The 14,863-nt window shown below is 61.5% G+C and carries 13 protein-coding genes and 1 tRNA gene; 4 read left to right on the top strand and 10 right to left on the bottom strand.

Annotation, left to right across the window (positions count from 1 at the left end; genetic code table 11):
- The first annotated feature begins 22 nt into the window (after positions 1-22).
- Positions 23-1,522, top strand: coding sequence for an alpha/beta fold hydrolase (locus ACTQ40_RS01110; RefSeq protein ID WP_441044695.1), 1,500 nt, complete (start codon positions 23-25; stop codon positions 1,520-1,522).
- Between the two features lie 100 nt (positions 1,523-1,622).
- Here ACTQ40_RS01110 and proB read toward each other — a convergent pair whose 3' ends face one another.
- The 5 genes from proB to ACTQ40_RS01085 all read right to left on the bottom strand — a co-directional run bounded on the left by proB (position 1,623) and on the right by ACTQ40_RS01085 (position 6,180).
- A complete protein-coding gene (proB, locus tag ACTQ40_RS01105; RefSeq protein ID WP_441014792.1) occupies positions 1,623-2,750 on the bottom strand; it encodes a glutamate 5-kinase in 1,128 nt (375 codons plus the stop codon).
- 79 nt (positions 2,751-2,829) lie between these two features.
- Complete coding sequence (locus ACTQ40_RS01100; protein WP_427794587.1) at positions 2,830-4,335, bottom strand: nicotinate phosphoribosyltransferase; 1,506 nt, start codon at positions 4,333-4,335, stop codon at positions 2,830-2,832.
- Between the two features lie 84 nt (positions 4,336-4,419).
- Complete coding sequence (locus ACTQ40_RS01095; RefSeq protein ID WP_441044694.1) at positions 4,420-4,872, bottom strand: hypothetical protein; 453 nt, start codon at positions 4,870-4,872, stop codon at positions 4,420-4,422.
- Between the two features lie 64 nt (positions 4,873-4,936).
- Positions 4,937-5,009, bottom strand: a tRNA-Ala gene (locus ACTQ40_RS01090).
- A 232-nt stretch (positions 5,010-5,241) separates the two neighbouring features.
- Entirely contained in the window at positions 5,242-6,180 is a 939-nt protein-coding gene (locus ACTQ40_RS01085) for a radical SAM protein (RefSeq protein WP_441563145.1), read from the bottom strand.
- A gap of 534 nt (positions 6,181-6,714) precedes the next feature.
- On the opposite strand from ACTQ40_RS01085, the gene ACTQ40_RS01080 reads away from it, so the two are divergent.
- The 3 genes from ACTQ40_RS01080 (at position 6,715) to ACTQ40_RS01070 (ending at position 9,638) form a co-directional block, all read left to right on the top strand.
- Positions 6,715-7,914, top strand: a complete 1,200-nt coding sequence (locus ACTQ40_RS01080; protein WP_441563144.1) for an MraY family glycosyltransferase — start codon at positions 6,715-6,717, stop codon at positions 7,912-7,914.
- Between the two features lie 159 nt (positions 7,915-8,073).
- Positions 8,074-9,123, top strand: coding sequence for a tryptophan--tRNA ligase (gene trpS, locus ACTQ40_RS01075; RefSeq protein WP_441563143.1), 1,050 nt, complete (start codon positions 8,074-8,076; stop codon positions 9,121-9,123).
- Between the two features lie 221 nt (positions 9,124-9,344).
- Positions 9,345-9,638: a DUF6485 family protein gene (locus tag ACTQ40_RS01070; RefSeq protein ID WP_195838532.1), complete on the top strand. Its 294-nt coding sequence runs from the start codon at positions 9,345-9,347 to the stop codon at positions 9,636-9,638.
- Between the two features lie 420 nt (positions 9,639-10,058).
- Here ACTQ40_RS01070 and ACTQ40_RS01065 read toward each other — a convergent pair whose 3' ends face one another.
- From ACTQ40_RS01065 to pckA, 5 genes are all read right to left on the bottom strand, one after another.
- Positions 10,059-10,379, bottom strand: coding sequence for an MGMT family protein (locus tag ACTQ40_RS01065; RefSeq protein ID WP_441014804.1), 321 nt, complete (start codon positions 10,377-10,379; stop codon positions 10,059-10,061).
- Between the two features lie 193 nt (positions 10,380-10,572).
- Positions 10,573-11,427: a DegV family protein gene (locus ACTQ40_RS01060; protein WP_427727967.1), complete on the bottom strand. Its 855-nt coding sequence runs from the start codon at positions 11,425-11,427 to the stop codon at positions 10,573-10,575.
- Between the two features lie 119 nt (positions 11,428-11,546).
- Positions 11,547-11,996 (bottom strand): MarR family winged helix-turn-helix transcriptional regulator, encoded by a 450-nt coding sequence (locus ACTQ40_RS01055; protein WP_427796051.1) that lies wholly within the window; start codon positions 11,994-11,996, stop codon positions 11,547-11,549.
- A 163-nt stretch (positions 11,997-12,159) separates the two neighbouring features.
- The gene (locus ACTQ40_RS01050) at positions 12,160-12,879 is read right to left on the bottom strand and encodes a B3/B4 domain-containing protein (RefSeq protein WP_441563142.1); all 720 of its coding nucleotides are present in this window, start codon (positions 12,877-12,879) and stop codon (positions 12,160-12,162) included.
- A 224-nt stretch (positions 12,880-13,103) separates the two neighbouring features.
- Entirely contained in the window at positions 13,104-14,774 is a 1,671-nt protein-coding gene (pckA, locus tag ACTQ40_RS01045; RefSeq protein WP_441563141.1) for a phosphoenolpyruvate carboxykinase (ATP), read from the bottom strand.
- Positions 14,775-14,863 lie beyond the last annotated feature (89 nt).

Genomic DNA, 14,863 nt, shown 5'->3' with positions numbered 1-14,863 from the left:
TTCTCTTAGTAGTTTGCCAACCATGGTAGCCGATTTGTGCGCATCCTCGCTGGCGGCGGTAGAATTGGTCAACCCGAAACACCGCAACGAACGGAAGTACCGCATGGCCCTCATCACTTCGTACCACGTCCCCGGCCTCTATGTCGAGGACCACAGCATCGACGTCCCCTTGGATTGGCGCGGCCTGGAGCCAATGCTTTTGGCCTTCGGCAGCACCATGCGCCGCGGCGCCATGCCGGCGCCCATCGCCGGCGCACCCGAGAGCATCAAGCTTTTCTACCGCGTGGTTTGCGCTCCCGACCGTATCAACGAAGACCTGCCACTCCTCCTCTTTTTGCAGGGCGGCCCCGGCGGCGAGAGCCCGCGTCCGCTGTCGCCCACAAGCGACGGCTGGATCGAGGAGGCCGTCAAGCACTTCCGCGTCGTCCTGCCCGACCAGCGCGGTACCGGGCGCAGCAGCTGTGTAGACGGGCGCACGATTGCCGCACTGGGCGAGCGCGCCGAGGCGGCAGGCTCCGATGCGGCCCGCTCGCAGGCGGACTTCCTCAAGCGCCACCTCGCCAGCTCCATCGTGCGCGACTTTGAGTACCTGCGCCTGGTGGGCTTTGGCGGCGAGCCCTGGGTCACACTCGGCCAGAGCTACGGCGGCTTTTTGACGTTGAACTATCTGTCGCTCTTCCCCGAGGGCGTGGCGGCGAGCTTTACCTGCGGCGGCATTCCGCACGTACCGGCGAGTGCCAGCGAGGTCTACGCGCACACCTTCCCGCGTATGGCGGCCAAGACTCAGCAGTATTACGACCGCTACCCCGCCGACGTCGAGCGCGTGGCGGCCCTGGCAGATGCCCTCGAGGAGCAAAAGCCCGCGCTGCCCGACGGCTCGCCGATGACGGTCGAGCGCCTGCAGCTCATGGGCAGCGACTTTGGCATGAAGCCGAGCTTTGAGCGCATGCACTGGATTATCGACCACGCGTTTGTTAATGGCGACGGTACGCTGAACTGCGGCTCCTCGGTATCAGACAGCTTTTTGATGCGCGCCTTCGAGCGCACCAACACGCGCACGAATCCGCTGTACTGGACGCTGCAAGAGTTCATCTACGCCGATGGCGACACGATGCCTATTGGCTGGGCAGCCGCCGAGGAAAAGGCCCATCGTGCCGAGTTCGACACCCTCGCGCGCCCACTCATGTTTACCGGCGAGGCCATGTTCCCGTGGATGTTTGAGCAGATGCCCGAGCTCAAGCCCTTCAAGCCCGCCATGGACCTGCTGATGGAAGACACCAGCTGGGACAAGATCTACGACCCGCAGCGCCTGGCCTGCAACGAGGTGCCGCTCCAAGCCGCGGTGTATTTCGACGACATGTACGTGGATTCGGGCCTGCAGCTCGACACGCTCAGCCGCGTGGGCAACTCACATGCCTGGGTGACGAACGAGTTCGAGCACGACGGCCTGCACGGCAGCATGGTGTTCAAGCACCTCTTCGACGAGGCCCTCAACCGCGGAGACCTGCGTCGAATCTTCTAGCATAGGAGTGTCCCCCATCAGCCGGCACAAAAGGAACGTCCCCAAGTGCCGGCACGAGAAAGACAGCGCTGCGGGAAACGATCCGCAGCGCTGTCTTTCTTTATGCAAAGACGATCAAGTTGTCTCGGTGGATCGCGGGCTTCTCGGCCAAGTCTGCCAGCAAGCGGTTGCCGGCAATCTGGTCCTGGCGGCGTCCGGCTGCAAGCTCCAGCACGTCCGAATCGGCCTCGGCGATACCGCGGGCGACAACCATACCGCTCGGGTCGCACACGTCGAGCACATCGCCCTCGGCAAACGTGCCATCGACCTCGCGAATACCCACCGCAAGCAGGGAAGAACCGCGGCTGACCAGCGCCTTCGCGGCGCCGTCATCGACCGTCACCGAGCCATGCGCCTTGTCGCCCAGTGCAATCCACAGCTTGCGGGGCGCAATGTCCAGGCGCTCCGCCGGCGGATCGAACAGCGTACCCACGCTCTCGCCGCGGGCAAGGCGCACGAGCGCATCGGGCTCCTCGCCCGAGCAAATCACGCTCTGAATGCCTGCCGTCATCAGGATGCGGCTCGCGCGGATCTTGGTAATCATGCCGCCTGTGCCAACCGATGTGGAAGAATCGCCCGCCGAGGCAATGATCTTGGCATCGATCCTATGCACGACCGGAACGAACTCGGCCGTGGGGTCCTCGTGCGGATTGGCGGTATAGAGGCCATCGATGTCCGAGAGCGTCACGCACAGGTCGGCAGAAACCAGGCAGCCCACAAGCGCCGCCAGCGTGTCGTTGTCGCCAAACTTGATCTCGTCGACGGTAACGGTGTCGTTCTCGTTGACGACCGGCACCACGCCCAGTTCCACCAGACGCAGCAGCGCGTCGCGCGCGTGCAGATAGGACGTGCGACGGGCCGTGTCGTGACGCGTGAGCAGCACGAGCGAGGTGAGCAGGTCGCGCGCATGGAACTCCTCGTCGTAGGCCGACGAGATGATGCACTGACCGGCCGAGGCGCAGGCCTGCAGGCTCGGCAGGTCACCGACCGGTTTGCGGTCAAAGCCCAGCACGGGATAGCCACAGGCAATGGCGCCCGAACTCACCACGACCAGACGCCAGCCGAGTTTGCGCAGGGCAGCAGCCTGATCGGCAAGCCCGCCGATAAAGGCGCGGTTGACCTTGCCATCGGCGCCCACCACCGTGGACGAACCGATCTTTACCACCATCGTTTTATAAGAAGTCGTCATACGTCAAACCAATCAACTGTTGAGGGTTCGGGCGAGCTGACGGCCGAGGGAACGTAATTCCACCCTACACCCAACAAAATTAGCGAGCCCAGGGGAAGGCAGAAGCCGCGGCCATATTCTTGCGCACGAGCTCGTCGCGCACCTGCGCCAGGCCCTGCTCCATGCCCACCACATAGGTCTGCGGGTACAGGAAGCGCTTGTAGACCGGATCCAGATGGTCCAGCGCCCAAGCGCAACGCTCGCGTGCGGCCTCGATGCTCTCGCGCGGGGCAACAGCGCTGCCGTCGCGCACGATCGGCGCCAGCAGCTCGCGATACTCAAGCTCGGACACGTCGGTCACCAGGGCGGCATCGTTCACGGCCACGAGGGTATTGCCGCGCGCGGCGCCCTCCCCCGCCAGATGGTCCTCGTCATATATCATGTCGCAGACCGGGCCGCCAAAGCCGTCGTAATAGCGGCGCACGCGCTGCACGCCTGGAATCGTGCGCTTGTAGGGCTGCTCGGAGAGCTTGACCACCGGAGTCCACGGGTCCGCCTCGCTCGCACGGCGGGCGGAAAGCTTGTACACGCCGCCCAGTGCCGGTTGGTCGTAGCAGGTCGCGAGCTTGGTGCCCACGCCAAAGCTATCGATGGGCGCGCCCTGGTCGAGCAGCGACTGAATCGTGTATTCATCCAGATCGTTGGAAACCGAGATCCCCACATAGGGCAGGCCCTCGGCATCAAAACGGCCGCGGACATACTTGGACAGCTTGGCGAGGTCGCCGGAATCGATGCGAATGGCCGACAGACGCTCGCCCACCGCCTCCATCTCCTTGGCAACCGTAATGGCATGCTCGCACCCCTCGCGCACATCATAAGTGTCGATGAGCAGCGTGCAGTTCTTAGGGCTCGACTTGGCAAAGGCACGGAAAGCCTCGAGCTCGGAATCGAAGCTCATCACCCAGCTGTGCGCATGCGTGCCAAAGACGGGAATACCGTAGCGGCGACCGGCGAGCACATTGGACGTAGAGGAACAGCCGGCAACGTAGCTCGCGCGCGCGACGGCCAGACCGCCATCGGGACCCTGGGCGCGGCGAAGGCCAAACTCGGCCACGGGACGGCCGTCCGCCGCCAGCACCACGCGCGCCGTCTTGGTGGCGACAAGCGTCTGGAAGCCGACGATGTTGAGCAGCGCCGTCTCGAGCAGCTGGCACTCCAGCGCGGGGCCGGTGACGCGCACCATGGGCTCGCGCGGAAAGACGAGCTCGCCCTCGGGGACGGCGTCGATGTTTACATGCGCACGAAAATCGCGCAGGTAGTCGAGGAATTCGGGCTTGAACATCGCGCCGCCGGCCGGGGCCTGGAGCGATGCGAGGTAGTCGATATCCTCGGGCGTAAAGCGAAGGTTTTCGACCAGCTCGGGCAGCTCGGCGGTGCCGCACATGACGGCGTAGGCGCTGCCAAACGGATGGTCACGGTAAAACGCGGTAAAACAGCCCTGCTCATTGGCCTTGCCGCTCTCCCACAGGCCCTGGGCCATAGTGAGCTCGTACAGATCGGTGAGCATTGCGATGTCGGTGGGATGCGAGATGTCGGTCAAAGCCATGGGGCGACCTTTCGAATGCGTTGTGCAGAGGTTGAGGGTTGGACGAGAGCAGAGCATGCGGACATGACGCCCGATGCAAATCGGTTAGAGCAGGCCCATGCTGGTCATGATCGTGTAGCCCATAAAGACGACAAACGCGACCAAGGCGAGCGCGATGATGATCTTTTGAGCCGGGGCCATACCGGGGATCTCGCCCTCGGCCGTGGGCTCCTTGGAAGTGACCATGCGCTGGGCAAACGTCATCTCGTCACGGCTCGGCTTGGAATCGACGGGCTTGGGACGAGTGGCTTTCTTAGGCTGAGGCTTGGGTGCAGCAGGCGCAGGCTTCGCAGCAGCGGGCCTGGGCGCGGGCTTGCGCTCGGATGCGGCGCTCGCGGCAGCCTCCTCGGCCTTCGCATGCTCGGCACGCAGGGCGGCCAGCTCCTCACGCTCGCGACGGGCCTCTTCCTGGGCCTCGCGGCGGGCCTTCTCGGCGCGGAGCTCTTCCAACTCGGCGCGCTCCTCGTCGGACAATGGTTGGGAATCAAGCTCGGCCATGGTGCAGCCCTTTCTTTCAAAAAAAGCCGCCGACACAATGTCGACGGCTTATCAAATCCAAGGGTGGAGACGAAGGGAGTCGAACCCTCGGCCTCTGCCATGCGACGGCAGCGCTCTCCCAACTGAGCTACGTCCCCAGGACAAGTTGATATTTTACCTACGGCTCGCCAGCTGTCAACGCCCAATACCCAGTCTTTTTGGGACGGGGCTTTTTTGACTACTTTTCGGATGGTAGCTCGACCCCCACCGGGAGCAGTCTTTTTGGGACGGGGCTATTTTAGCTACCCAGGCAGATAGCGAAAACGATTTGGACGATTAACGGCAGGGGCAGCTAAAATAGCCCCGTCCCAAAAAGACTGCTCAAAAGAGCTACTTTGCGCTGGTGAGGACGCCAGTGGTGTCGAACGCTGGGGTAAAGCTCTCGTCTACCGCACCGCCCTCTTGCCAGAACATCGTCGTAAAGCCCAGGTCGTCGGCATGGTCGAGCACCCGCTCGTACTCCTCGCGCGTCACGGCTCGCGCCAAGTCGCCGCCCTGCTCGCGCATGAGCGCGTTGGGCGTGTACTGGTTCATGACCGAGATCGGCACATCACCCACCGTCTGCCACACCAGGTCCAGCACGCGACACGAATCGTCCGCATGCCCCGGCAACACCAGGTGACGCACGATCATGCCGCGCTTCATGAGCCCGTCCTCGTCCACCAGCTCTCCCCCACGGCGCTCAATCTCGCGCGCCATTTGCGCCAAACCCGACACGGCCACACGCGGGTAGTCCTTAATGTGGGAGAGCGACTGCGCAAGCCCCGCATCGGCATATTTAAAGTCGGTAAGCCACACATCGACCAGATCGCCGAGCGCCGCCACGGCACTCGCGCGCTCATAACCGCTTGTGTTGTAGACGATTGGGATGACCAGCCCGCGCGCCCGTGCCGCGGCAATCGCCGCCGGCAGCAGGTGCGCGTAGTGCGTCGCCGTCACCAGGTTAATATTGTTTGCACCCTGGTCCTGCAGCTCCAACATAATCTCGACCAGGCGCTCGGGCGAAATTTCAATCCCAAAATTGCCCGTCGAGATCTCGTGGTTCTGGCAATAGACGCATTTGAGCGAGCAGCCGCTAAAGAAAATCGTGCCCGAACCGGCCTCGCCCGAGATAGGCGGCTCCTCCCACATATGAAGCGCCGCACGGGCCACCTTGAGCGTGTCGTTAGCACCGCATACGCCGCGCGCACCCTCATCGCGCGCCGCACCGCAACGGCGCGGACACAAATGGCAAGCGGGAGAAAAAAGTTCGGTCAACGACGTCGGCATAAAAACTTGCTCCAAAACAACGATTCAGCAGGTCAAACGCAAAAGGACCAACCGCACAGAAAGCTCGAGCCCAAGGCGCCGTAATCGTCCGACACGATTTTTGTAATGTCAAGACTGGAATCGATAAAGTCCCGCTTTATGATGTAGGTATTCCGCCCCCCGCGGAGCAACTGGGTGAACCGTCGCGTTTATTTAGGGAGCCCACACAGTCGTACGTAGTACAGGTATCCTTCGTTGTTAAGGACGCTGGAACGGTCGATGAGGGCACCCACCTGTTTTAGGTGGGTTCATTTTCGTAACGTGGGGGGTGGTTTTCTTTTGCCGTTTTTGCCAAAAATAGCCATCGCAGATCCCGTATGACACCCAACGGCACTCGGCAGAACCCCCGCCACCATCCCAATATCTGGTAAGCGCGTGATTATCGATTGGCGCGATTCCCCGCACCCCCTTTGGTCGAGTATCATGGGTCAGCTATACCCTTTGCGGCATGGCATCCTTTGACCTTTTCCTTCGACGCTTGGCGGTTTTTGATACATGGCTTCATCCACAAGCTACATACCGTTCCTTTGCGTGGCAGCCGCGGCATATATCACGACCTTCCTCACGGTGCCCCTGGTTAAACGTCTGGCAATCAAGCTCGACGCCGTTGACTATCCTTCAAAACGCCGTATCAACACCGAGCCCATCCCGCGCTTGGGAGGTACGGCGGTCTTTTTGGGCCTGGTCGTCGCCTGCATCGTTCAGATTATGGGCACCTGGCATCTGGGTTGGCCGCCCGTCTTGGTCCCGCATCCGCGCCTGCATATTAGCTACCCCATGCTGGCGCTTTCTTTTACCGTCATTTTTGCGACCGGCGCGATCGACGACGTCTTCCAGCTTAGGCCCAAGCAAAAGCTCGCCGGCCAGGTCCTCGCCGCGCTCATCGCCTGCGTGGGTGGCCTAAAAATCGGCGTCATCGTCAACCCGGTTGCCCCCGGCGAAATCATGCTCGGCTGGCTTGCCTACCCCATCACCGTGGTCTACCTGGTGGCGTTCACCAATATCATCAACCTCATCGACGGCCTCGACGGCCTGGCCACAGGCATCTGCGGCATCGCATCGTTCACCATGTTTTCGGTCGCCGTGCTCTCGGGCCGCATCGACGCGGCAGCGCTTTCCATCGCGCTCTTTGGCTCGTGCCTCGCCTTCTTGCGCTATAACTTCAACCCCGCGAGCATCTTTCTGGGCGACTCGGGGTCGCTGCTGCTGGGCTTTGCGCTGGGCTCCATTTCGCTGCTTAATGTGAGTCGCACCGCCGCGCTCACCTCGCTTATCATTCCGCTCATCGTTGCCGGTGTGCCCATCATCGACACGTTTAGCGCCATCGTGCGCCGCAAGCGCGCCCACATTAGCATTGGGCAGGCCGACAAAGGCCACATCCACCATCGCCTCATTCAAGAGGGCTATAACCAAAAGCAGGCTGTGCTGCTTATCTATGCCTGGTGTGTCCTGCTTTCGGCCGGTGCGGCCGCCATCAACCAGGTCGAAGTCCCCATGCGCGTGCTCATCTTTACCGTCCTTGGCATTGGCTCGGCAGCCTTCGCCAAGCACCTGCACCTGTTTGAGCCCGTGCTACGCCACCATTACAACAAGCGCACGCACGAAGACGAGCTGATAACCCCCGACGACCCCGCCTTTAAGCAGGAGGAGCAAGCGGCCGAGGAGCGTAAGGAAGAGCGCCACCACAGGCATTAAGGTTTGCTGCAGAAGGTCGCTCTGCTTGCTGTCGGCCACTCGTGCCCGCGCCTCGACCACCACGCATGTCTCGCCTTACCACCCCCTTGCCCACTTTCGCCCGCCCCTCTCAATAAACGCGTTATTATCTTGACCCATGAACATACGTTAGGAGCAATCATGCCAAACGAGAACAGCTACGAAGTCGCGCTGCAAAAGAGCAACGCCATTCGCGAGGGCCTGGCCAAGACGCCCGAGAAGTTCACCATGCTTTCCGGCGACCGCCCCACCGGCCGTCTGCACCTAGGCCACTACTTTGGCACCCTCAAGGGCCGCGTGGAGTTGCAGAATATGGGCGCCAAGACCAACGTGCTCATTGCCGACTACCAGGTCATCACCGACCGCGACACCACCGAGCACATCCAGGACAACGTGTATAACATGGTCATGGACTACCTTGCCTGCGGTATCGACCCCGACAAGACCATGATCTACGCGCACTCCGCCGTGCCCGCCGCCAACCAGCTCATGCTGCCGTTCCTGTCGCTGGTCTCCGAGGCCGAGCTGGCGCGCAACCCCACCGTCAAGGCCGAGATGGAGGCCTCGGGCCACGAGCTCACCGGCCTTCTGCTCACCTATCCGGTACACCAGGCCTGCGACATCCTGTTCTGCAAGGGTAACGTTGTGCCCGTCGGTCGCGACCAGCTGCCGCACATCGAGCTCACCCGTACCATCGCCCGCCGCTTTAACAACCGCTACGGCAAGGTGTTCCCCGAGGTCGACGCGCTGCTGTCCGAGACCCCACTGCTGCCCGGCCTGGACGGCCGCAAGATGAGCAAGAGCTACGGCAACGCCATCAATATCTCGATGACCGCCGAGGAGACGGCCAAGCGCATCAAGAAGAGCCAGACCGACTCCGAGCGCATGATTACGTTCGATCCCGAGAACCGCCCCGGCGTGTCCGGCCTGCTTTCGACCGCCGCCATCTGCACCGGCCGTTCCGAGGTCGAGATTGCCGAGGAGATTGGCATGGGCGGCTCTGGCCAACTCAAGAAGTACGTGACCGAGGCCGTCAACGGGTACTTCGCACCGATCCGCGAGCGTCGCCAGCGCTACGAGAACGACCTGGACTATGTGAAGGACGTCCTGCACGAGGGCAACCGTCGTGCCAACGAGATCGCCGAGCAGACCCTGGCCGAGGTTCAGGACGCCATGGGCATGGTGTACTAGTCGAGAGCAATAAACAACACTCAAACTAAACCGCCGCGATTGGCACAATCCTCGTTGCGGCGGTTTTGTTTTCTTCAGAGGTCGGTCGCCGAGATATTCAGCCGCTTGGCAGAACCCCTAAGTCGCAAGCACCTTGAGGCTATATCCTGTTAAGCAATGACACCCTATTGTTTAACATGCGGCAGCTTTTACGGCAGACCCGACCGACCGGAAGGAGTCCCATGAGCTCAGTTGCGTTTTGTACCTGCAACGACCGGAAATGCCCATTTAACCCTGTCAACCACGAGAAGGGCTGCACACCGTGTATCGCTAAGAATCTGCACGAGCACGAGATTCCAACGTGCCTGTTCAACGCGATTTCTCCCGATCGGCTTGAGGCCGATAAAGACGAGTGGTCGTGGCAAGCGTTCGCGCGGCATGTAGAAGCATATCTGGGAAGCGACAGCCCAAGAATCCCCGCAGGCGAAGAAGCGCCGCAGGGATTTACCAAGATCGGTTGCTGTAAGCGGGACTAACAATCAAAGTTAGTGCCCCCCTAAAACCAAACGTCAGTACCTCATTATGGGATAACAGACCTGATGGGTTTGCCCCATGCCTACAGGAAAGCGCCCGCCGACCATGGCAGCCGACGGGCGCTTTCCTGAAGTACACCGTTGAATCGCACAGAGGGGAGGAATGCGAATCAAACTCAACAGGGCAGGCTTTTTCATCGCCTATTGCCTGCTCCGTTGTTGAATACAATATAGTTCGCCTTTGTTTACTTTACAGCGTCAAATCGTGCCGCCATACCTTCTGCATAAGTTAACCCCTTTAAACCTGCCAATTAGGGACAGGTTTATTTTGGCAGGTTTTATCTGGGGAAACATCAATGGAGCCAGCGTTCCACCACAAAGAGGACAGGCACCTTTGTGGTGGTCTTGGCCACGGCAGAGCCGCTAGAGCCCTGCTGGCCAACGACAGGCGGCCAAGTCGACGTGCATGGGGTCGACAAACGTCACGCCCTCCCCCAGCAGAAGTTCGCGCTGAGCATCGGGGCCGCCAAACGCAAAGCCCTCGCAAATGCTGCCATCGGCAAACACCACACGATGGCAGGGAATCTCGCCGGGGCGCGGATTGCTGTGCAGCGCATAGCCCACGTACCGCGCACTTCGTGGACGGCCGGCGAGCAGCGCCACCTGGCCGTACGTGGCAACCATTCCCTCAGGGATCTGCTCGACTACCTCGTACACCCGCTCAAAAAAGCCCTCAGACGCCATCGATGCTCCTTTCCGCCCGCAACAGCATAAATCAAATGATCCCTCGGGGACGGCAGGGTTGCTGATCATTTGCGGCCTCCGTGAGGCCGATGGTCCGCAACCCCGTCATCGCCGAGGGATCACATGGCATGGCAGGTAGCGTTTGCCCAGATAAAACCTGCCAAAATAAACCTGTCCCTTTTTGGCAGGTCGGTTAGTTGGCAGGCTGGAAGAAGGCTACGGCTACGGCACCGGGGCCTACATGGGTGCCGATGGTGGCGCCGATGGTGTGAACGGGCAGCTCGCCCTCGGTGTGGCCAGCCCACAGCGCGGCGCTGTCCTCGATATACTTCTTGAGCACCGCATCCGAAAGGCCCGTATAGCCCAGCGCCAGCGGCATGGAAAAGTCGACGCCGCCCGCCTTTTCGACCTTTTGGTTCAGCAGGTTGCGACCGTTCTTGGAACCGCGCGCCTTGCCCAGCTGCACGATCAGACCGTCCTCGGCAGCCACCACGGGCTTTACGTTGAGCAGCGTGCCCACGGCGCCGGCCGCAGCAGACAGGCGACCGCCGCGCACCAGGTACTCCAGCGTCTCGAGCAGGCCGATAACCACCACGCGGTCGCGCACGGCCTCAACCGCCGCCGCGATCTGGGCAGCGCCACGGCCCTCGTCCACCAAGCGCAGGGCATACTCGACCAGTACGCGCTCGCCCAGGGTGACGTTGTTGCTGTCTACCACGAACACATCGCCGCCCGGTGCCTCGGCAAGAGCGGTGCGCGCACTCTGATTGGTGCCGGAAAGCTTAGCGCCCACGGTAATAATCACGGCCTCATCGCCGGCTTCACGAACCTCGGCGATAGCCTGCGAAAACGCGTACGGGTTGACCTGACCGGTCTTGGGCAGCTCATCGCGCTCCACGAGCATCTCGTAAAAGCGCTGGTGATCGATGTCGACGCCATCCATGTACACATCGGTGCCAAAGGTAACGGACAGTGGCAAAACAGCCAGTGCCGGGTGCTCCGCCGGCGACATATCGCTTGCGGAATCGGTAATAATGCGGACGGACATAGCGAATCCTTTCTTGCGCAGGTCCCGCGCAGGGAATTTTGACAGCAATGCCCCGGCACGGTATACGCGCTCAAACGGGACGATGCAGTTGTTAATGGGAAGCAAATGCCTAGGCGGCCCTACAGCTCGCGCAGGGTGTCGAGAATCGTACGCAGCGACGCGTACATCTGCTCGCGCTGCTCCACGCCCATGGCCTTGCCGGTGGCGTCGAGCACCTCGCGAATAATGCGATCGGCCTCATTCATGCTCTCGCCGCCCAACGTGGTCAGGCGAACCGGGGCGCGATACTTAACGGCGGCATCGCCCGAATCGTCGACCTCGACGTAGCCACCCTCTTCCAGATGCGCCAGCGTGCGCGAGACGGCAGCGCGGGTCACGCCTGCCATGCGGGCGAGGTCGGCACCAGTCAGGCCGTCCTTGCTGCGCTCAAGATAGTACAGGCACATGATATCGGAACCCTTAAGGCCCAGCCTTGCGCCCTCAGATGCCTTAATGCGCTGGATCTCCTTGTAGAGCCCGCTAATCAGTCCGACAAAATCCTCAAAACGTGTCTCGTCGCTCTGCTGCATGGGAGACGACCGCCTTTCGCTTGCATAATGCTAACGGGTAAACATCTTAGCCGCATGCCCGAACCCCCGTACCCAAATATCCCAATTGTTAACTCATCAACATAAAAACCACCACAAAGGGGATAGCACCTTTGTGGTGGTTTGTGTGGTGGTTTGGCCCGAGCTAGAGTTCCACGCGCGGGTTATCGCGGGTCACAAGCGTCTTGACGACAACCGTCGCTCCCAGATAGCGCTCAAGCAGCTCGGCTAAGCGATCGATGGCGGCCTGGCAGTCCCCCATCCGCTCGGGTTCAACACACTCAATCGCCAGGAACGCATCGGCCGAATCGTCGGACAGGGCCGTTCGAACGCCGTCGCGCCAGTTCCAGCAGCGGCACACGGCACCCGCATCATCGATGTAGGCGAGCTCGCCGGGCAGCGTCGGATCATCCGCCTCCTCGCCAAGCGGCAAGAACGCATCGCCACCGTCAGTCACCTTCAAGCGAAGGTCTCCCTCAATCGCGTGCAAATCCTCGCCTCCCACGGGCAGCGCGTAGGTCAGCGACACCGTGTTGTAAATATCCACCGCCGGTGTGATATGACCGACCGGCTTGCCCTTGAGCACGCGCTTGAGCAAGTTCTCGATCGAGCAGCGGGCGCCCTTTTTAGTCTTGAACAGGCGATAGGCCTCGCGCCAAGCCTTGACCGGCGCGTTCTCGCTGATGGTATCGCTTGTCAGGTGGCGCTCCGCATCGATATTGGCGCGATCGAGCAGCGCCGCAATCGCGTCCACGTCCTCTTGAGGAATCTGAGCCGCGGGCTTCATGCCCTCCACGACCACAACACCGACCGCCGCCTGTGGAAATAGCTCCCAAAATGAATCCTCGGCAATAAAGCTCTTCATACGTGCTCCCTTCGCAATTCGCGCCAACGCGAGCGCCTAAACAAAAAGCGCCCCTACAACGGCCACCTTCAAAGTCCTACGGTGCCGTCACAAGAGCGCTTACGCTGTCCCCATCCGGAGAAGGGGACGATATGTCAGGCGCATTGTAACCCGAGTCATCCACACGAGCAAAACCACCACAAAGGCGCCTGCCTCTTTGTGGTGGATATGGACTCGAGGCGACGCTAGTGGCGGAGTCCCAGCAGGCCGCGGCCGCGATGACGGGCCTCGGCGGACACCTGAGCGTGCGGGCCGGCGGCCTTGACGGACTCGGGCAGGTGCGAGTACTTCTTCTCGAAGTTCTCCTCGAACATCACCGCCAGGTTGTGCGCGGCCTCGTCATAGCGCGCTGTGCTCCGCCAGTACTGGCGCGGCACCAGGATACCGTCCGGCACACCGTGGCACGTGGTGGGAATGTCGACATTAAAGATATCGTCGTGCAAGAACTCGCTGTCCTCGATGGTACCGTCGAGGGCGCGTGCGACCAGGGCGCGCGTGTAGGCAAGCTCGATGCGATGGCCCACGCCATAACCGCCGCCAATCCAGCCGGTGTTGAGCAGATAGACGCGGGTGCGACCGTCGGCGATACGCTCGCCGAGCATCTTGGCATAGACCATGGGGTCGAGCGGCATAAACGGCTCTCCGAACAGCGAGGAGAACGTAGGCGTGGGCTCGGTGACGCCGACCTCGGTACCGGGGATCTTGGCGGTGAAGCCCGTCACAAAGTGATACATGGCGGCATCGGCCGTCAGGCGCGAGATAGGCGGCAGCACGCCAAAGGCATCGCAGGTCAAAAACAGCACGACGCTCGGGGTGGTGCCCATGCCCTTGGTCCACGCGTTGGGGATATGCTCGACGGGATAGGCAACGCGCGTGTTGTGCGTGATCGAGACGTCATCGTAGTTGGGCTTGCGGTTCTCGTCGAGCACCACGTTTTCGCAGATCGCGCCAAAGCGAACGGCATTGAAGATCTCGGGCTCGTGAAACTCGTCCAGGCCCTCGCACTTGGCGTAGCAGCCGCCCTCGATGTTGAAGATGCCCATGTCGGACCAACCGTGCTCGTCGTCGCCGATCAGCAGGCGCGTGGGATTGGCCGAAAGCGTGGTCTTGCCGGTGCCGGACAAGCCAAAGAACACGGCGGTCTCGTGCGTGACGGGATCCATGCTGGCCGAGCAATGCATGGGCAGCACATCGTCCTCGACGGGCAGCAGGTAATTCATGACGCTAAAGATGGACTTTTTAATCTCACCGGAGTAGCCGGTGCCGGCAACCAGAATCACGCGCTCCTGGAAGTTGATGACCACGGCGGCGCTGGAGTTGAGGCCCTTGATGGCGGGGTCGCACTGGTACCCGGGTGCCGCGAGCACGCAAAAGTCCGGCTCGCCGGTGCGCGCAATTTCGCGAGCGAGTGGACGGGCGAGCATCTGCTTAATGAAGAGCGCCTGGCTCGCGCGCTCGCAGGCAACGAGCAGGCGACGCGTGTGGTTGCGGTCGGCACCCGCCATGCCGCGCGTGACGAACACGTCGCGCTCGTTGAGGTAGTCGACGATGCCGGCCTTGATGGCCTCGTAGCTCTCAATCGAAAGCGGGCGGTTGACGGCGCCCCAGGCGATCTTGTCGTGAACATCGGGGGTGTCAACGATAAAGCGGTCGTTGGGAGAACGGCCGGTGCGCTCCCCCGTCTCGATTACCAGCGCGCCGTTGGATGCCATGCGGCCCTCTTCACGGCGGATAGCGTGCTCGACGAGCTCCGCAGCAGGTAGATCGACCAGCAGACGCGGCTGATTCTCGGCGGGATCTTCGACCAGCGTAATACCAAAGTTGGACAGAACTTCTGCAGGGGTAACACCAGGCATGGGGCCTCCTTTAAAAGCGCGTCACGCGGGCGCGGCGCGCACTTTACTCACGTAAAGCCCGTTGTACCCGATATGCAAAAACGTTTTTG

It is taken from the genome of Collinsella sp. Sow4_D11 (assembly GCF_052116465.1).
Taxonomy (GTDB): domain Bacteria; phylum Actinomycetota; class Coriobacteriia; order Coriobacteriales; family Coriobacteriaceae; genus Collinsella.
This window is presented reverse-complemented; position numbering and strand designations above follow the sequence as displayed.